Source organism: Enterobacter sp. R4-368 (assembly GCF_000410515.1).
Lineage (GTDB): Bacteria > Pseudomonadota > Gammaproteobacteria > Enterobacterales > Enterobacteriaceae > Kosakonia.
In genome coordinates, this window is the sequence record NC_021500.1 from 325,495 (window position 1) to 344,504 (window position 19,010).

A 19,010-nucleotide genomic window follows, 5' to 3' on the forward strand; every position below is an offset into this window, starting at 1 on the left:
GTTTATTAGAAACTTAATTCAGCCCGGACCAGCCACCTCCCAGTGCGCGATAGAGATCCACCTGCGCCAGTAACAGATTGTTTTTAACCTGTACCGCGCTCAGTTGAGCGGAAAACAGCGTGCGCTGGGCGTCCAGCACGTCCAGATAAGAGGAATAACCGTTGTGATAACGGTTTTGCGCAATGCGTAACGTCTCCTGCGCGACATCGACTTGCCCGGCAAGCTCGGTGAGCTGCTCGCCCAGACGGGTGATGGCATCAAGGCTATCGTTCACCTCTTTGAACGCGTTGCGCACGGTTTTTTCATAGGTGTAAAGCGCCTGATTACGCTGCGACATCGAGACATCGACCTGCGCATTCAGCGCCTGGCGGTTAAGCAACGGGGCAAGAATGCTGCCGCCAATGCTCCACAACCGTAGCGGATTATCCAGCAAACCGGGCAGCGTATCGTCCTGCATACTGCCGGTTGCCGTCAGATTAATCGACGGCAGTAATTTCGCCTGCGACGCGGCGAGTGTCGCATCGGCGGCAACCAACTGGCGCTGTGCCTGCACAATATCCGGCCGCCGGTTGAGCAAACTTGACGGTAACTGCGAGGGCAATGTCAGCGGTGTTAACGCCGCAAATTCGCCACGATTCACCGCAGCCGGATTATTACCCAGCAGCACACTCAATGCATTTTCCTGCTGGCTTATCTGATGTTGCAGCACCGGGATCTGCGCGCGCGTGCTGCGCAACTCGGAATCCGCTTGCATCAGCTCCAGCCGGGAAGTATAGCCGGTCTCATACTGTCGCCGGGCAAGTTTGAGCGCATCTTCCCGCGCTGCCAGCGTGGATTGCGTGACCTGTAATTGCGCATCCAGCGACAGCAGCGTGAGATAACCGGAAGCGACATTGGTCGCCACCGTCAAATCAGCCGCCGCTGCCGCTGCTTTCTGGGCTTCCAGCGAGGCGTCTGCCGCGCGAGACGCGCTGCGGCTGGCTCCCCAGATATCGACGTTATAACTGGCCGTCAGATTGCCTTTGTACAAGGTGCTGTAAACGGGTAAACCCGTCGCGGCAGATTGCGACCGGGCACGGGTGCCGGAAATTCCGGCGTCCAGTTCGGGGAACAGGGCGCTGTCGGCGGCGTAAACCCGCGCCTGATATTCATTGACCCGCTCGCGGGCGATCAGCACGTCGCTGTTGTGGCGTAGTGCCTGGTCGACATAGCGGTTTAGCTGGCTGTCGTGAAAGTTGCGCCACCAGACGCTATCCGTTTTGCTGACCAGACCCGCCTCGCTGCGCCAGGCCGCCGGGATCTGCAGCGACGGTTGGGCTTGCTGAACATCGGCAGACTGGCAAGCGGCAAGGGTGAGACTCAACGCGACAACGGTGAGACGCCGCTTCATTGCTCTGCCTCCCGCGTATCAATATGTACCTGCACCGACATTCCAGGGCGCAGCCTTGCCAGTTCGTCGGGTTTCGCCTCCACCTGGATACGCACCGGAATGCGCTGGGCGATTTTGACAAAGTTACCGGTGGCGTTATCCGGGCTGATAGCGCTAAATTCCACGCCGGTGGCCGGTGAGATGCTCTCCACGCGCCCGTGGTAGCTGCGCCCGTCCAGCGCATCGACGGTAAAGCGCACTGGCTGCCCGACAACCACATTTGCCAGTTGCGTCTCCTTCAGGTTGGCGATCACCCAGCGTTGCGACGGCACCAGCGAGGTCAGGTGCGTTCCGGCGGTGACATACGCGCCAAGGCGCACGCTGATTTGCCCCAGTTGCCCGTCGCGAGGGGCGACGATACGGGTGTTTTGCAGATCGATTTGCGCCAGTTCAAGCGCCGCTTTGGCATTTTCCACATCTGCCTGTAGCGACCCGCGATTAACGATGGTGGTTTGCAAATCCTGGCGCGACATCTCAAGCGTCGCTTGTGCCTGGGCAATACTGGCGGTGTTCTGCGCGGCGGTGGCGAGGGCGGCGTCGCGTTCACGAATGGAGAGCGAGCCGTCTGCGGTCAGTGCTTTCACGCGTTTTAAATCTGCCTGGGATTTCAAATCCTGCGCTTTGGCGCTGGCAAGCGCGGCTTCGTTGCGGGCAATGACGGCCTGCGCACTTTTTCGCTGCTGGAGGTTGTTATCCAGCGCAGCCAGCTTCATCGCCAGCGTGGCTTTCGCCTGATCGACGCGCTGGCGGTAGATTCGGTCATCGATCTGCATAATCAGATCGCCTTTTTTCACGACGGCGAAATCCTGTACCGGCACGTCGGTGATGTAGCCGTTCACCTGCGGGCTGATAAATGTTGTCTGGCCACGTACATAGGCGTTATCAGTAAACTGGGTATGGCGCGTAAACGGCGGCAACTGCCAGGCGTAAAGGATCACCAGTACGCCCACCAGGCCAATCGCGGCGGCGGAAAAAAGAGAAACCACACGTAAGTTGCTGCGGGTATTGGCCCGCTCTTTGGCGGCATCCTGCTGGCTCATAGACACTCCAGTAACATTATTATTTGCTCCCAGTGGCCCGCTTCAACACAAGGCGGGCAGTAATACGCAGGCGCAACAAGCGCCATAAAATCCAAATCAGCGTGGCGGCAGCAATGCTGGCCGTCAGCAGATAAGTATCGTTGTAAGCCAGAATATTCGCTTCCAGCGTCGACACCGTTTGCAGCTGCGTCACCGCCTGCGCGCTAAGCAATGTGCTGTCGCCAAGCTGGCTTTGAAACATCTGGCTGTAATATTGCAAACGCTCATTGACCAGTGGGTTTAAGGTAGTGAGCTGGTCCGCTAACAGGCTGGAGTGATACTTTTCCCGCCATGTCTGAAACGTGCCGAGGATCGCCGAACCCAGCAGCCCGCCGATATTCTGGCTCATGCCAAACAGCACCGAGAAACTGACCAGGTTGCGCGGCTCCGCCACCACGCCGCCAATCCCTGCCAGCATCGCTGGTGCGATAAAAAACGCACTGGCAAAACCGAGTAAAAACTGGCTTACCATCAACTGATTGGGACGCGTCAAACTGGTGGACTGGCTATCAAGCAGCGAGGCGATAATCATCAATGCCAGCGAGGTGACAATCGGCCATGCCAGTCGCTGGGGTTTAATCGTCAGGCAACTGGCGGTAATACCGCAGATGATACCCGCCAGGATCGACCACGCCAGGCTGGTCATTTGCTCGTTTTGCAGGCCAACATATTGCAGCCAGCCAAACACGCCGGTGTTCTGCTCGGCGAGCACAATGCGGATCAGCAGCATAATCAGCCCAAGACGCACAATGCTGCCGCTGGAGAGCCAGCGGGTGTTGAGCAGTGGGTTACTGCGGTTGTGTTCAAAGGCTATCGCCGAGACGATCAGCACCACGGCACCTGCCAGCGCCCAGCCGATCCAGGGCGCTTCAAACCACCAGTCCAGCCGACCCAGCGACAGCACCGCGCACAGCAGCGCCATGCCTGGTGCGAGCAGAAAGAAAGTGATGAAATCTTTCTTTTCAAACACTTTTTTACGATCTCCCGGCGGCAATTTTAAGGCGATCACGCAGCCAAGCGAGAGCAGCGCCAGCCCAAGTTCGAACAGGTACAGCCCGCGCCATTCATCCAGTTGCAGCAGCTCGGTAGAAAAGAGGCGGGCAATCGGAATCGCCAGCGTCGAACCGGTAATACCAATGGTCAGCGCTTTTAAGCGATGTTTCGCCGGCCAGGCCTGAATCTGATAGTAAATGCCGAGCGAACTGAGTGCCGCCGCCACCATGCCGTGCGCGGCGCGGACAAACAGGGCAGAACTGAGATCGTTGATAAACAGGTGGAAGAAGGTCACCAGTACATACAGCACCAGAAACCCTTCGGTAAACGCGCGCAGACCGTATTGCTGGCGAAACTTTACCAGCAGCAGGTTAATTGACACATTGGTCATCACATACACGGCGGGCAGCCAGGCGATCTCCGTCGACCAGGCGGCAAACGTGCCTTGCAGGTTTTGCAGATTAGCTGTCACCATCGCGTTGCCGAGCGCGCCGGTCATGCAAACCAGCAGGCCAACGACACCATAGGCGATACGGCGCGGAGTGCTGTGATAAGGGGTGGAAGGCGAACCCAGCAGCATCGGTTTTTCATGCGGCTGCCATTCGCGTGGGCTATACGGGTCGCTTTTCGGCAAACGCATTACATTTTCCTGACCGGGCTAAGGGTGATCGTTCGCGACGGTAAGTTGTGCGCGTATGAAGATGTCGGGGACAGCTGTAATCCATATAGAAACAAAGGTTGTTAATGTGAATGGTTAGCGGGCTAATGATTCTACTTGTGCCGTCAAAGTCAATGCAAGCGCATAAGAAAAATATAGGTTACTGACGTTAAGTGATCTGCTTTATTGATAAAAATAAACAACTATAGGTGACAACGTCACTATGAGTGCACTAACCATTACGCTTACCGGGGCAAGCGAGCCTGCATGCCTGCAACTTCAGGACGCGCTTTCCGATTACCTGCAACACCTCACAGGCAGCAGCGGCAGAGCCTCGTTTGACGCCGCAGCCTTAGGTGAGCGGGGCTTCTTTTTGCTGGCACAAGAAAACGCGGTGGCGGTGGGATGCGTTGCGGTTCGTGAATTGTCCGCCGGGATCGGTGAAATCAAGCGCATGTATGCGCGCCCCGGTACGCGCGGCGTAGGCGCTCGGTTGCTACGCGCGCTTGAGCAGCATGCGCGGGAGCGCGGTTTTCATGCGCTGTGGCTGGAGACGCGCAAAATCAACCAGCGTGCCGTTGATTTCTATCAGCGCAACGGCTTTCGGATCCGTGAAAACTACGGCACCTATATTGGCAGGCCGGAAGCGGTATGTTTCGAAAAAGCGTTGTGACCGGTAGGTGCGGTTTCGTTAGTGCACGAATGCGTGCAGCATAAAAGTATGCCGTTTTGCCTGCTTAACGCCGGGTTACAGGCGCTGTCTTCAATGGGGCAGATACAGCGGTAATCCCTGCATCGTGGGTTATTGCACATGTTTCAAAAAGGCTACAGAAACTTACCTGAACCGCTGCGAACAGGATTCGGAGTGATCCCCTGTTCTGCGGGTGTTGACGCGGTAGGCTGTAAGTTAAAGCGAAGGAGGTTCTATGCTGATGACGACTTTTCCTGCCGTATCAGAGCGCACGCTGGCGGCGGCAAATACGCTGGGTGCATGGCTGGCGCAAAATGATTTTGTCGGTAAGCCCACGCCCGTGCGGGCTGATGTGGTGATCCTCGCGGGTAATGCTGTCATTCCTGCGATTGATGCCGCCTGCTCACTGGCGGCGGCGCAGCAAACGCCGCTTCTGATAAGCGGTGGCGTGGGGCACTCCACCACGTTTCTTTATTCGGCTGTCGCCCGGCATCCACGCTATAACGTCGTGCGTACCACCGGGCGCGGCGAAGCGGCTATTCTGGCCGATATCGCGCGCCAGTTCTGGCAGATTGATGCGAAACAGATCCTGATTGAGGACAAATCCACCAACTGCGGCGAGAACGCCAGGTTCAGCATCGATATGCTGATGTCGCAGGGGGTAAAACCGAAAACCGTGATGGTGGTGCAGGATCCCACCATGCAGCGCCGCACAATGGCGACGTTTGCCCGCGTCAGCCAGCAGTGTCACGATGCGCCGCACTGGCTGAGCTGGCCCGGCTTTACTCCGCAGTTAACCAACACGGCTGAGGGGCTGGCATTCCAGACGCAGCAGCGAGGTTTATGGTCGGTTGAGCGTTATTTGTCGTTGCTGCTGGGGGAAGTGCCGCGTCTGCGCGATGATGCTAATGGCTACGGGCCAAACGGCCGTGATTTTATCGTTCATGTTGATTTCCCGGAGGAAGTCGACGCTGCGTGGCAGGTTTTAATGGCCGATACCACGCTTACTGCGGCGCTCGGCAGCCGCGCTTTGTAACCCCAATGCCCGTTTGCGCAGACGTTGCCGCAAACGGGCATTTCCTCCGCTGTACTTGTCACGGTTTTGTTGCTTTTTAGCGCCCCTTTTATGCGTTCTCTCACAAAAGCTGCCCCTGTCTGTAGGAAAAATGTCGTGCGCGGATAGATTTTTAACAACGAATTCACTTGTTAAAAACAATGTTATTACAGGAGCGAGGCATGACAGCACCGGTACAGCACCCTATGTTTATCGATGGTCAATTCGTGAGCTGGCAAGGCGATACGTGGTTGGATGTTATCAACCCGGCAACCGAAGCGATCCTGGCGCGTATTCCCGATGGCACCGCCGAAGACGCGCGTAAGGCCATTGACGCCGCAGAACGTGCGCAGCCAGGCTGGGAAGCGCTGCCCGCTATTGAGCGCGCGGGCTGGTTACGCAAAATCGCGGCGGGTATTCGTGAAAAAGCGTCTGAGATTAGCGCGCTGATTGTCGCCGAAGGGGGAAAAATCCAGCAACTGGCGGAGGTGGAAGTCTCCTTTACCGCCGATTACATCGACTATATGGCCGAGTGGGCGCGGCGCTATGAAGGCGAAATTCTGCAAAGCGACCGTCCGGGCGAAAATATCTTTGTCTTTAAACGCCCGTTGGGTGTCACCACTGGCATTTTGCCGTGGAATTTCCCGTTCTTCCTGATTGCCCGCAAAATGGCGCCTGCGTTGATTACCGGCAACACCATCGTGATTAAACCGAGCGAATTCACACCGAACAACGCGATCGCCTTCGCGAAAATCGTCCATGATGTCGGCTTACCAAAAGGCGTTTTTAACCTGGTGCTCGGGCGCGGGGAAACCGTTGGGCAGGAGCTGGCGGGGAATCCGAAAGTGGCGATGGTCAGCATGACCGGCAGCGTTGGCGCGGGTGAGAAAATCATGGCGGCAGCGGCGAAAAACATCACCAAAGTGTGTCTTGAACTGGGCGGCAAAGCGCCGGCAATTGTTTTTGATGATGCCGATCTTGAGCTGGCCGTGAAAGCGATTGTTGATTCCCGCGTCATTAACACCGGGCAGGTGTGTAACTGCGCCGAACGCGTGTATGTGCAAAAAGGCATTTATGACCGCTTTGTCAATCGACTTGGCGAAGCGATGAAAGCGGTACAGTTTGGCGATCCGGCGCAGCGCAACGATATAGCGATGGGGCCGCTTATCAATGCGGCGGCACTGCAACGCGTTGCAGAGAAGGTCGAGCGCGCCGTGTCTGAAGGCGCGCGCGTGGTACTCGGCGGCAAGGCGGTCGCCGGCAAAGGCTATTTTTACCCGCCGACATTGCTGCTCGATGTGCGCCAGGAGATGGCCATCATGCATGAAGAGACGTTTGGCCCGGTGCTGCCGGTGGTTGCGTTCGACACGCTGGAAGAGGCGCTGGCGATGGCCAACGACAGCGATTATGGCCTCACGTCGTCGGTATATACCCGCGATCTGACGACAGCAATGAAAGCCGTGCGAGGGCTGAAGTTTGGTGAAACCTACATTAACCGCGAGAATTTCGAAGCGATGCAGGGTTTCCATGCGGGCTGGCGCAAATCGGGCATTGGTGGGGCGGATGGACGCCACGGCCTGAACGAGTATCTGCAAACGCAAATGGTCTATCTGCAGTCCTGATATCCGTAGCCCCCGCGCATGGCGGGGGCACGTTTCATACTTTGGTTGCTATCCACGCCATCATCAGTTCCGGCCATATTGCCACCGGTAAGCCCAGCGCATCGCGAATGCCAAAACCGTGTTTCCCCTGTTCGAACAGATGCATCTCAACCGGCACGCCAAGGCGGCGCAGGGCGCTGAACATAACCACGCTATTTTCCACTTTCACTGCCGGGTCATCGACCGCGTGCAACAGAAAGGTCGGCGGTGTGTTTTCATCGGCCATTTGCTCTGCGGAGTAGCGACGGATCTGTTCGTCGCCCGGCGTATCGCCAATCAACTGCTGGCGTGACATCGGGTGGTCAATCTCCTGGTGCATGGTAATAACCGGATAGACCAGCGCCATAAACGCCGGGCGGGCGTGTTGCTTATCCATCTCATCAACGGGGTGATAGACGTTTTCGTTGTAGCGTGTGCCAAGGCTGGCTGCGGCGTGGCCGCCGGCGGAAAAACCCATAATGCCAATACGTTCAGGATCGAGTCGCCACTCCTGCGCACGGGCGCGAATGACGCGTATCGCGCGTTGCACATCGGCCAGCGGCGCGTCCGCACCTTCCTCATGCCCGTCGCCGGGCAGGCGGTAGGTCATGACAAACAGAGTGTAACCTTTGGCATTAAAGCAGGGGGCCAGCGCGCTGCCTTCTTTATCCAGCACCACGCGGCGATAAGAGCCACCAGGCGTGACCAGAATACCGACACCGTTCGGGTTTTGTGGCGCGTAGACAGTAATGTGCGGAGCGCGTACGCCGGTGACGGATCGGTCAAAAGGCGAGGGGCCGGTATGATGCTCTTCAAGCTGAAACTTCACCGGGCTTACCGCGGCACCCGGAGCTTCGCCGGTTGGCCAGACGGGGAACGTCGTGGCGTGTTGTACCGCTACTTTCATCAGGGTGAGTAAATCTTCCGGGCTGATATTTCTCATGTGCTGCCTGGTTTGAATACGCCGGGTTATTACCCGGCGTGGATGGAGAGATTACAGCGCGCGATATTTTTCCAGTACGCGAACCAGCTGAGTGACAAAACCATATTCGTTGTCGTACCAGGAGACGGTTTTGACCAGTTGTACACCGCCAGCTTCGGTGATCTCGGTTTGCGTGGCGTCAAAAACGGAACCAAAATGGCTGCCGATAACATCAGACGAGACGATCTCATCGTCGGTATAGCCGAAAGATGCATTATTTTCGGTGGCTTTTTTCAGTGCCTGATGAATTTCATCGACCGTCACTTTCTTCTCTAATATGGATACCAGTTCGGTAACGGAGCCGGTTTTCACCGGTACGCGCTGCGCGTGGCCTTTCAGCTTGCCGCTCAATGCCGGGATCACCAGACCGATGGCTTTCGCCGCACCGGTAGTGTGCGGAATGATGTTTTCCGCGGCGGCGCGGGAGGCGCGCAGATCTTTCCCGCGCGGGCCATCGACCAGCGCCTGCGTACCGGTGTAGGCGTGGATGGTGGTCATGGTGCCGACTTTAATGCCGAAATTATCCTGCAATGCCTTGGCCATCGGCGCGAGACAGTTGGTGGTGCAGGAAGCCACGGAAATAATGGTGTCCTGCGCATTAATCGTGTCGTCGTTAACGTTGTAGACGATAGTTTTCATCTCGCCTGCCGGAGCGGAAATAAGCACTTTTTTGGCCCCGGCGTCGATGTGCGCCTGCGATTTTTCGCTTGATGTATAAAAACCGGTACACTCAACGATGATCTCCGCACCGGCGCTGCGCCACGGAATATTTTTCGCCTCTTTTTCCGCATATACCGTGATGGTTTTGCCGTTAACGATCAGCGCGTCTTCGGTAAAATCCACGCTCCAGCCGAACGGGCCGTAGTTGGAGTCATGCTTTAACAAATAGGCCAGCACTTTGGGTGAGGTCAGATCGTTGATCGCCACCACCTCTGCGCCGCTGTTGGTTTCCAGCAGGCGACGTAACACCAGGCGCCCAATGCGCCCGAATCCATTAATGCCAATTTTGCTCATCGATCTTCTCCATCAGAATGTAATGAATCACCGTTTTGCACTTATTTAGTGATAACCTGGCGGGCGTTATTGGGCAAATGAATCCCATTCAGGCAGCGGTAAGTCCCTGAAAAATGATAAGGAAAAGTTAATGAATTTTTAAGGAAAGCCCGGTATGTTGAACGCCGGTTCGTTCGTTTTGGGGTTCCTTATGCGTAGCAAATATTCCGGATTACAAATCGCCATTCACTGGCTGGTGTTCCTGCTGGTTATTGGCGCTTATTGCGCCATGGAACTACGCGGATTCTTCCCGCGCAGCTATCGTCCGTATTTCAATCTGGTACACGTTTCATGCGGCATTTCAATTCTGGTGCTGATGCTGGCGCGTCTGCTGGTGCGGCTGAAAAGCCCGACGCCGCCGATTGAGCCGAAACCGTCCGCGCTGATGACCGGGCTGGCGCACCTTGGGCATCTGGTCATTTACCTGCTGTTTATTGCCTTGCCCGTTATTGGCCTGCTGATGATGTATAACCGCGGTGGTCCGTGGATTGCTTTCGGTATTACGATGCCGTATGCCGCCGAAGCGAATTATGATTTGGTGGATACGCTTAAAGAGTTCCACGAGCTGTTGGCCAATGTCGGCTATTTTGTCATTGCGTTGCATGCCGGTGCGGCGCTGGCGCATCACTACTATTTTAAAGACAACACGCTGCTGCGTATGATGCCAAAAAAACGCGGTTAACGCTTCCTCATTGCTGGCCCCGCATCCTGCGGGGCCTTTTCATTTCTGCGCGTCTAAAATGTGATCCTGTCGGGTTTTCCACATTGAAAAGCAGGGCGGAAATCACATTTTACGCCATCCGTGCTGTGCGCAATTCGTACAAGCAGTGTAGATAGTATATCTATTATAGAAACACTATCGGGCGGAGGGGATATGACACAGCCAGTACAGGAGTCTCTTGATCGGATGGCAACACAAGAACACGCTGCCGGATCGCGCAAATTACGCAAAGTGCTGCTCGCCACCGGCATTGGTCACTTTGTCGAATGGTTTGACTTTGGCCTGTATGGCACGCTCGCCGCCATTATCGGCCTGCAGTTTTTCCAGGCGGGCGATCCGAGCGTCGCACTGCTTTCGTCGTTCGCGGTCTTTGGCGCGGGTTTTATTATGCGCCCGCTTGGCGGGCTGTTTTTCGGTTCGCTGGGCGACAGAAAAGGGCGGCAAAAAGTGCTGGCAACGGTGATCCTGCTCACCTCCGGTGCCACCTTCGTAATGGGGCTGCTACCGACTTATCATCAGATTGGTATTACCGCGACGGTGCTGCTTGTGATAACGCGCCTGATTCAGGGCTTTGCCGCAGGGGGCGAAAGCTCGGGCGCGACAACCTACCTGGCGGAATATGCCCCCACGGAGCGCCGTGGCTACTTCACCTGCTGGATCGATAACTTTGGTTTTATGGCGTTTGTCGTCGGCTCCGGGCTGGTCTTTCTGCTGACGGCAACGCTCGGTGAAAGCACAATGAGCGACTGGGGCTGGCGCATTCCCTTTTTAATTGCCGGGCCGCTGGGCTGGGTCGGTCTGTATTTACGAAAACATCTGGAAGATTCGCCAGAATTTCTCGACGCCATGAAGAACGGGCAAACCGAATCCGCGCCGCTGCGTAAAGCGGTAACCACTGCGTGGGGCGCGTTGTTGTTCTGCGTCGGTTTTGTGGTGATCAAAGCGGTCGGGCACTGGACGCTGCAAACCTTTATGCCGAGTTATCTCTCCACCGAGTTGCACTTCTCGAAACTTAACGCTTACGCCATCACCACGATTGGTCTCTTTTCCGTGGCGGTGCTGGTGCCGTTTATGGGCTATCTGTCGGATAAATATGGCCGTAAACCGTTAATGCTGACCGGGTGCGCCGGGTTTATTCTGCTGAGTTACCCGGCCATGATGGTGATGGCGAACGGTGATGTGCTCTCTGCTGTGCTGGCAATGGTGATGCTGGGGGCGTTTATCGCCGCGTTTGATGGCGCCTGTACCGCCGCAATGGCGGAACTTTTCCCCACCAGCGTGCGCTATGGCGGCTTGTCTATCGCCTATAACTTTGCCGTCGCCTTCTTTGGCGGCATCACACCCTGGTTTTCCGCCTGGCTCATTACCAGCACCGGCGATAAATTTTCGCCCGCCTTCTATGTGATGGGCGCGGCGCTCATCACCTTCCTGACAGTGCTGCGCGCCCGCGAAACCGCAGGGCAGCCGTTAAAACGCTGACGTTTGCCCGGAGGAGCCCGCCGGGCTATCAGGTAAATCTTAAACAGGATATTGCGCATATCCGTCACGGAGCAGGACGTGGCGGGTGCGCGCAATGGCCGATGATTTTCTTTCGCTTACATCTACAGGGGAATATTTATTTGTCCGTTCGGGGAATAAATATCAACGTGATATTAACCTAGGAAATCATTTTTATTCCATAGGGACAAAGTTCGAATAAACACGTCTGCTGCTTTTCACAATTCCGTAATGAAACGTTATCATTACCAGGACAATGACAACTGGTTTTTAAAGTCCGCCAGATAGCAGGGAAAAAGGGCATGGTATGAATAACGCGAAAATTCTGTGGTTTTCCATCAATGGATACCCGTGCGCCATCAGTATGTAAGTAGTTGTTTGGTCGCAAAAAATAGTTGCCGCGATACCAGACAATAACCGACAGATGCTCGCTATTCCTGGCGACAGCAAACGCCGTGCCGGTCGTTGGGGAAAGCAGCATATCCGTAATATCCCAGCGCATAAGTTCTCCTTGCTAATAGCATAATGTCTCACTAAGAAAAATCTTATCAAATAATTCGCGCCAGTCCTAAGTTAAATTTTATATTTAATATTGCACTGATTAACCTACGATATATTTAATTAAATTTACTTAGGATTTTGATATCAAACAAAAATGGTGGGGTTTTGTACAATATATTTTTACGATTGTTCACCTTTTCCGGTGAATACATTATGTTTTCTCTCTGCTAGAGTCATCACGTCACTTTAGTCTCGCCTTGTCAGGAGGTTTCCCGTGCTGTTGTCCAGTCTGATTGCGATCGCCGCCGTGCTAATGATGGGGGTAATGAGCCCAGGTCCGAGTTTTATTTACGTTGCGCGTAATTCACTGGCGCATTCACGTGTGCATGGTTTAGTCACCTCGCTGGGAATGGGGGTTGGCGCGGCGACTTTTGCGCTGATGGCGATGCTGGGATTGCAAAGGGTGCTGAATGCGGTGCCGGAACTCTATATGGCGCTAAAGATAGCAGGGGGCGCGTATCTTATCTGGCTGGCGGTGAAGATTTTTCGCGGCGCGTCACAACCATTGACGCTCTCTGTGAACCATAACGACGCACCCAAAGGGCTGTGGAAGACGTTTCGTGATGGGTTGTTTATTCAGTTAAGCAACCCGAAAACGGCTATCGTATTCGCGTCTATTTTCACCGCGCTGCTGCCAGCCTCTATTCCAGCGGTCTTCTATTATGTGATCCCGCTAATGAGCTTTGTGATTGATGCGGGCTGGTATTCGCTGGTGGCGCTGCTGCTTTCATCCGAGAAACCGCGCCGCGTGTATTTGCGCATCAAAACAGCGGTGGACAGAACCTCGGCCACGGTACTGAGTATTTTAGGGATCAAGCTGATTTATTCGTCGCTGGTGAAGTAAAACTGAGGCTGAGTACCGCAGGGGGTGGCAACCTGAGAAATATTGTCGGTCAAAACGCTGGCGACAATAGTTGCTTGTATTAAGAACGCGAGTTATTAACTCTTCTTTGTGCGAAGAATTAATTTAACGATCACGAACATAATCGATGCATAAACACATAGCATAATGACAAATGCAAAGTGAGGTGGGATCGGCATCGGCTTCATAAGGCGTGGAAATCAACGGGCGAAAGGTTGCATAAGCCCAGTCTGAAACGCCAACGGTTAAGCTATTGAGCGGCATTCCATATATTGATAAACAAAATGCAGCCACGAAGCAGATAAAAAAGAGCCCCACGTTTTTAATGATTAAAATAACTCTCTCCCATAGCATCGATGCGATCATACGCTGAGAAGGGCATATTACCTTTGCGTACTCCTTTATGGAACATATCAGGAATACGCTGGTGCGGAGTTGAGCAGACAGGCTGGTGTGAACGTTATCGTTCGCACTGGCTGGCATTGAAACATACCGTGAGCGCTGTAGATGAGGCGGCTTTGACAGTGCATATCATCGCGATCACGTTTTCGATGAATTTGCGCATCAATATTGTACAACCGAATAAAACAGGGCAATGCATAACGAATGTTTGATAAGTTGTTTTTATACATCATCCCGATAAAAACCGCTTTGGGCGGGATTTTTTACTATCAGCGAAGTGCCAAACAAACTGATTTGATGTAATGTAACGACATGTTTCTGATAAATAATAAAAGGATGTTTATGAAAAAATCACTGTTGCTTTTTATCTGTTTCCTGCCTTCTTTATCTTTCGCAAAATTCATTCATCCGATGGATTTTGATGGTTCAGAGGCGCAGAAAGCGGAAGTTATTAAGTACATTCAAGATCGCGTTCAGAAAGATTACTGCAATAGCAAGCTCAATATGTGTCAGGAAACGACTTTAAGAATGATGGAGCAGGAGAATTTGCGCGCGTTCAAAGAGGCTTCACAGGCGAAAGACCGAAAAATAATGGATAAAGTCATTAAGACATACTGCCATTCGGCACTGGATATGTGTAACTACACGACTATTGAAATGATGTACAACGAAAATCAAAAGGCATCAAAACAAGATCTGAAGTGGTAATACTACCCTGGTCTTATCACTAGCCTCGGCATTCGCCGGGGCTTTTTTATTCGCGGTGAAAAAGGAAAGCGGTTATTCCTGATCCGGCTGGTTCATATTCGCAACCGGGGCGAATTGGGACGGCGAAACCCCTTTTATGCTTCACAGGTCGTTGTACTGAAACGCCTAACCTTCTGATACCCATATAAACCTAATGTTTACACCATACTAAATTAAAAGTTACCATACCCCCCTATAGTATCAAGGAGGTCGCATGCCCCATGCCCCATTCACCAGAAGATAAAAAACGCGTGCTTACGCGGGTTCGTCGCATTCGTGGCCAGGTTGATGCATTAGAGCGTGCGCTGGAAAGCGGCGAGCCCTGCATCGCGATTTTGCAGCAAATCGCCGCCGTGCGCGGCGCAGCCAATGGTCTGATGGGCGAAATGGTTGAAATTCACCTCAAAGATGAGCTGGTCACCGGCGAAACCACTGCTGATCAACGCGCGGTGCGCATGGCGGAAGTCGGTCATCTTCTGCGCTCTTATCTAAAATAAGCAATAAGCCATATACAAAAAGGAAGCGACTTATGAAATCACGTGCAGCTGTGGCCTTTGGGCCGGGTCAACCGCTCAAAATCGTCGAGATAGACGTAGCGCCGCCAAAAAAGGGTGAAGTGCTGGTGCGCATCACACACACCGGCGTTTGCCACACCGATGCATTTACGCTTTCTGGCGACGATCCGGAAGGCGTGTTCCCTGCGGTACTCGGCCATGAAGGCGGCGGCATCGTTGTGGAAGTCGGCGAAGGGGTGACCAGCCTGAAACCGGGCGACCACGTTATTCCGCTCTACACGGCGGAGTGCGGCGAGTGTAAGTTCTGTAAATCCGGGAAGACCAACCTCTGTCAGGCCGTTCGCGCCACGCAGGGCAAAGGCCTGATGCCGGATGGTACAACCCGTTTCTCGTATAACGGCGAACCGATTTATCACTACATGGGCACCAGCACGTTCAGCGAATACACCGTTTGCGCGGAAATCTCGCTGGCGAAAGTTAACGAACAAGCGCCGCTGGATAAAGTCTGTCTGCTGGGCTGCGGTGTAACCACCGGCATTGGCGCGGTGCATAACACGGCGAAAGTCAAAGAGGGCGATACGGTCGCAATCTTTGGCCTCGGCGGCATCGGTCTGGCGGCTATCCAGGGCGCTGTTCAGGCGAAAGCGGGACGCATTCTGGCGATCGATACCAATCCGGATAAATTCCCTCTCGCCAAAGAGATGGGCGCAACCGACTTTATTAACCCGAAAGACCACGACCGGCCAATCCAGGACGTGATTGTCGAAATGACGGACGGCGGTGTGGACTTCAGTTTTGAGTGCATCGGCAATGTGAACGTCATGCGTGCCGCGCTTGAGTGCTGCCACAAAGGATGGGGCGAGAGCGTCATCATCGGCGTGGCGGGCGCAGGGCAGGAGATCAGCACCCGTCCATTCCAGCTGGTGACGGGGCGTGTATGGCGCGGTTCCGCCTTCGGCGGTGTGAAAGGTCGTACACAGCTGCCAGGCATGGTAGAAGATGCGATGGCGGGCAAAATTCGCCTCGATCCCTTCATTACACATCGTATGCCACTGGAGCAGATCAACGATGCCTTTGAGCTGATGCATCAGGGGAAATCTATCCGCACCGTTATCCATTTCGGCGAAAAGTAACGCTCCCTCACGCCAGCGGTGTCACCGCTGGCGCAACCAAACTCCAAATCTGTGACCGCTGACGCGCTTTTCGCCATAAGAATAATCCAATTATTGCCGATGCCTATATATCATTCCTGTTGTACGTATCAGACATATATGAGAGTCGATAGCCATGGATAAAAAAGCAGCGATGCAAAGAACACAAGGCATTGGTTTTATGCACAATATTCGATTGGTTCCCCTGTTTTCTTCCATTCTCGGCGGCATCTTAGTGCTATTTGCATTAAGTTCCGGTCTGGCGGGTTACTTCCTGATGCAAGCGGATCGCGATCAGCAGGATGTCACACAGGAAATCCAGGTGCGCATGGGATTATCCAACAGTTCGAATAACTTACGCATAGCGCGTATCAGCCTGATCCACGCCGGCGCGGCCAGTCGCATCGCCGAAATGGAAGATATGAAAAACAACGTGGCTGAAGCAGAAAAACGCATGAAGCAGTCACAGGACGGTTTTAATCAATATATGGAACGCCCGGTCAAAACTCCGGCGGACCTTGCCCTGGATGGCGATCTCACCACCCGTTTTAATGCCTACATCGCGGGCATGCAACCTATGCTGAAATATGCCAAAAACGGCATGTTTGAAGCGATCATTAACCACGAAAGTGAGCAGGCGCGCCAGCTGGATGCGTCTTATAACGAAGTGTTGTTAAAAGCCATTGATATCCGTACCGCACGTGCGCAGCGCCTGACCGAAGAGGCTCACAGCCGCACCCAGCTTGGGCTGATGTTTATGGCTGCCGCCTTTGCGTTAGCGCTGGTGCTGACGGTTATCACCTTTACCGTATTGCGCAGCGTAGTGATTAACCCGCTGCAACGTGCGGCTCAGCGCATTTCTCGCATCGCGACCGGGGATTTAACGGTAGCCGATGAGCCTGCCGGGCGTAGCGAAATTGGTCGTCTGAGTAGCGATCTGCAAGCGATGCAGCATTCACTAGTCACCACAGTCGCGACGGTGCGTCAGGGCGCGGAAGAGATCTATCGCGGCACCAGCGAGATCTCCGCCGGTAACACCGATCTCTCTTCCCGTACTGAGCAACAGGCTGCGGCCATTGAACAAACGGCTGCCAGCATGGAGCAATTAACCGCGACCGTGAAGCAGAACGCCGACAACGCGCACCATGCCAGCGGGCTGGCACGCGATGCCTCCGGCAAAGCGACCAAAGGTGGGCAGATTGTTTCTGGCGTCGTGCAAACGATGGGCAATATCACCAACAGTTCGCGCAAAATTTCCGAAATCACAGCGGTTATCAACAGCATCGCCTTCCAGACCAATATTCTGGCGCTTAACGCGGCGGTAGAAGCGGCGCGCGCTGGCGAACAGGGGCGTGGTTTTGCGGTGGTGGCAAGCGAGGTTCGTACGCTGGCAAGCCGCAGTGCGCAGGCGGCGAAAGAGATTGAAGCGCTGATCAGCGAATCCGTGAGCTTAATTGAACAAGGTTCCGGAGAAGTGGTTTCCGCCGGTGAAACCATGGGTGAGATCGTCACAGCCGTTAAGCGCGTGACCGATATCATGCTGGAGATCGCCGCCGCTTCTGATGAGCAGAGCAAAGGCATCACTCAGGTGAGCCAGGCGATCACGGAAATGGATAACGTCACCCAGCAGAACGCCTCACTGGTAGAAGAAGCCTCGGCGGCGGCGGCTTCGCTGGAAGAGCAGGCGGCTCGTCTGACCGAAGCCGTGGGGGCATTCCGTTTAACTGATGCGGCACCGCAGCGTCAGAATAATGCGGCATCGCCAACCAGCAAAACCTTCAAGCCACAGCGCCCGGCGCTGGCGCAGGGTGATAACTGGGAAACGTTCTGAGTATGCAGAAAACAAAAAAGAGGCCGGACGGCCTCTTTTTTATGCGCAAAATCTTAACACTGGTTGGTGTTTAAGGCGCTGACCATATTGTTGTAGTTTTGCAGCAGGGACTGGGCGTCCTGTGTCTGCTGCGATTGCATCAGCTGAAACTGCGTTGACTGTTTGGCATCTTTTTCGTACTCGCCATTTTCGGTGCGCTCAATAATGTCACGGCCGGTGGAGAGATAGTCATTGGCTTTAGACAGAAGACTCGAACAGCCCGTTTTGTTGCTTTCGCGTACTTTGGCATCGTAAGCGGTAGCCATGCTGTTGAACTGATCCAGCGCCTCTTTGAATGCCGCCTTCTTATCGCCCAGTCCTTTGCCATCCAGCACGCCACCGGCGGCATCCAGGCTCTCTTTCAGGTAGTAGACCATCCCCATTTGCGCGTGCTCAAGCGTGCCTTTTTGCGTACGTTCGAATTCCGCTTTAATGCGAGCACGATCTTTTGCCTCGATACCTTCAAAGAAATTTGCCTGCGCAACGACCAGCATCTGCATGCTGCTCAACAACGCGGGTTGGATCTCGCGACCGTGAGCGCCATTATCGCTTTTGTATGTTTTTGCGCTGATGTAGTTGTACATATCGCGGCTTACCGGTTCGGCTTTTGCCAGCGCTTCGCTGTAAAGACGCCCCGGTTCATCCAGTTCCGGCATATCCGGTTTCATGCTGTGCGCTTTATCCAGATGTTCTTTAATACGCCCCATAGAGAGCGGTTCAGTAAAAAACAGATCATCCATTTTCTTTTTGCCATCGAAAGCGGGCTGTGTGTACTTCTGGTATTCAGCAAGTTGTTTACCGAAGTTGGCCGAGGTCATGTTAGCCGCAGCAATATATTCGTTGTACTTCAGCACTTCGGCCTGTTCGGCTGACGGCTGCGCTTCTTGCGTTTTGGTGGTTTTGTCGTCACAGGCTGACAGTGCCAGCAGGCAGGCGGCAACCGCCAGCGTACGTGCGACAGGTTTGGCGATGAACATCCCATTCTCCTTGTCCGAAAAAAGAAAAAACCGACTCATTTTTGCTGAGCGCCGCACAGGTTAGCATCAATGCCCGACTGGCAAGGGGCATGCCACCTGAATTGGTAGGTTTTAAAAAGGGGGAGAAA

17 protein-coding genes are annotated in these 19,010 nt (G+C 54.2%); 10 read left to right on the forward strand and 7 right to left on the reverse strand.

Features of this window, described 5'->3' with window-relative positions; all coding sequences use genetic code 11:
• Positions 1-13 precede the first annotated feature (13 nt).
• The 3 genes from H650_RS01530 to H650_RS01540 are packed head-to-tail and all read right to left on the reverse strand — an operon-like array spanning position 14 to position 4,141.
• A complete protein-coding gene (locus H650_RS01530; RefSeq protein ID WP_016495932.1) occupies positions 14-1,390 on the reverse strand; it encodes an efflux transporter outer membrane subunit in 1,377 nt (458 codons plus the stop codon).
• Positions 1,387-2,469, reverse strand: a complete 1,083-nt coding sequence (locus H650_RS01535; protein WP_016495933.1) for an HlyD family secretion protein — start codon at positions 2,467-2,469, stop codon at positions 1,387-1,389. Before H650_RS01535 ends, H650_RS01530 begins: the two co-directional genes overlap by 4 nt.
• 19 nt (positions 2,470-2,488) lie before the next feature.
• Positions 2,489-4,141: an MFS transporter gene (locus H650_RS01540; RefSeq protein WP_016495934.1), complete on the reverse strand. Its 1,653-nt coding sequence runs from the start codon at positions 4,139-4,141 to the stop codon at positions 2,489-2,491.
• Between the two features lie 241 nt (positions 4,142-4,382).
• Between H650_RS01540 and H650_RS01545 the strand changes: the two genes are divergently transcribed.
• The 3 genes from H650_RS01545 to aldA all read left to right on the forward strand — a co-directional run bounded on the left by H650_RS01545 (position 4,383) and on the right by aldA (position 7,526).
• Positions 4,383-4,832: a GNAT family N-acetyltransferase gene (locus H650_RS01545; protein WP_016495935.1), complete on the forward strand. Its 450-nt coding sequence runs from the start codon at positions 4,383-4,385 to the stop codon at positions 4,830-4,832.
• 253 nt (positions 4,833-5,085) lie between these two features.
• Positions 5,086-5,886: a YdcF family protein gene (locus H650_RS01550; protein WP_016495936.1), complete on the forward strand. Its 801-nt coding sequence runs from the start codon at positions 5,086-5,088 to the stop codon at positions 5,884-5,886.
• A gap of 200 nt (positions 5,887-6,086) precedes the next feature.
• On the forward strand, positions 6,087-7,526 hold the full coding sequence (aldA, locus tag H650_RS01555) for an aldehyde dehydrogenase (protein ID WP_016495937.1): 1,440 nt from the start codon (positions 6,087-6,089) through the stop codon (positions 7,524-7,526).
• Positions 7,527-7,560: 34 nt separating this feature from the next.
• On the opposite strand, the gene H650_RS01560 is transcribed toward aldA, so the two are convergent.
• Entirely contained in the window at positions 7,561-8,487 is a 927-nt protein-coding gene (locus tag H650_RS01560) for an alpha/beta hydrolase (protein WP_016495938.1), read from the reverse strand.
• Positions 8,488-8,538: 51 nt separating this feature from the next.
• Positions 8,539-9,540 (reverse strand): type I glyceraldehyde-3-phosphate dehydrogenase, encoded by a 1,002-nt coding sequence (gap, locus tag H650_RS01565; RefSeq protein WP_016495939.1) that lies wholly within the window; start codon positions 9,538-9,540, stop codon positions 8,539-8,541.
• Positions 9,541-9,730: 190 nt separating this feature from the next.
• On the opposite strand from gap, the gene cybB reads away from it, so the two are divergent.
• Complete coding sequence (gene cybB / locus H650_RS01570) at positions 9,731-10,261, forward strand: cytochrome b561 (protein ID WP_044489644.1); 531 nt, start codon at positions 9,731-9,733, stop codon at positions 10,259-10,261.
• A gap of 192 nt (positions 10,262-10,453) precedes the next feature.
• Positions 10,454-11,779 carry an MFS transporter gene (locus H650_RS01575; RefSeq protein ID WP_370447795.1) on the forward strand — a complete coding sequence of 442 codons (1,326 nt, stop codon included), beginning with the start codon at positions 10,454-10,456 and terminating at the stop codon, positions 11,777-11,779.
• Between the two features lie 178 nt (positions 11,780-11,957).
• On the opposite strand, the gene H650_RS25620 is transcribed toward H650_RS01575, so the two are convergent.
• Entirely contained in the window at positions 11,958-12,299 is a 342-nt protein-coding gene (locus tag H650_RS25620) for a hypothetical protein (RefSeq protein ID WP_071925195.1), read from the reverse strand.
• Between the two features lie 273 nt (positions 12,300-12,572).
• Between H650_RS25620 and H650_RS01580 the strand changes: the two genes are divergently transcribed.
• From H650_RS01580 to H650_RS01600, 5 genes are all read left to right on the forward strand, one after another.
• Positions 12,573-13,202: a LysE family translocator gene (locus H650_RS01580; protein WP_016495942.1), complete on the forward strand. Its 630-nt coding sequence runs from the start codon at positions 12,573-12,575 to the stop codon at positions 13,200-13,202.
• Positions 13,203-13,964: 762 nt separating this feature from the next.
• The gene (locus H650_RS01585; protein ID WP_016495944.1) at positions 13,965-14,330 is read left to right on the forward strand and encodes a hypothetical protein; all 366 of its coding nucleotides are present in this window, start codon (positions 13,965-13,967) and stop codon (positions 14,328-14,330) included.
• A gap of 260 nt (positions 14,331-14,590) precedes the next feature.
• Positions 14,591-14,866 (forward strand): metal/formaldehyde-sensitive transcriptional repressor, encoded by a 276-nt coding sequence (locus H650_RS01590; protein WP_016495945.1) that lies wholly within the window; start codon positions 14,591-14,593, stop codon positions 14,864-14,866.
• 32 nt (positions 14,867-14,898) lie between these two features.
• The gene (locus H650_RS01595) at positions 14,899-16,017 is read left to right on the forward strand and encodes an S-(hydroxymethyl)glutathione dehydrogenase/class III alcohol dehydrogenase (RefSeq protein ID WP_016495946.1); all 1,119 of its coding nucleotides are present in this window, start codon (positions 14,899-14,901) and stop codon (positions 16,015-16,017) included.
• A gap of 154 nt (positions 16,018-16,171) precedes the next feature.
• Entirely contained in the window at positions 16,172-17,866 is a 1,695-nt protein-coding gene (locus tag H650_RS01600; RefSeq protein WP_044489349.1) for a methyl-accepting chemotaxis protein, read from the forward strand.
• Between the two features lie 53 nt (positions 17,867-17,919).
• Here the strand turns inward: H650_RS01600 and H650_RS01605 are convergent, their stop codons facing one another.
• Positions 17,920-18,882 (reverse strand): DUF3829 domain-containing protein, encoded by a 963-nt coding sequence (locus H650_RS01605; RefSeq protein ID WP_016495948.1) that lies wholly within the window; start codon positions 18,880-18,882, stop codon positions 17,920-17,922.
• Between the last annotated feature and the right edge of the window lie 128 nt (positions 18,883-19,010).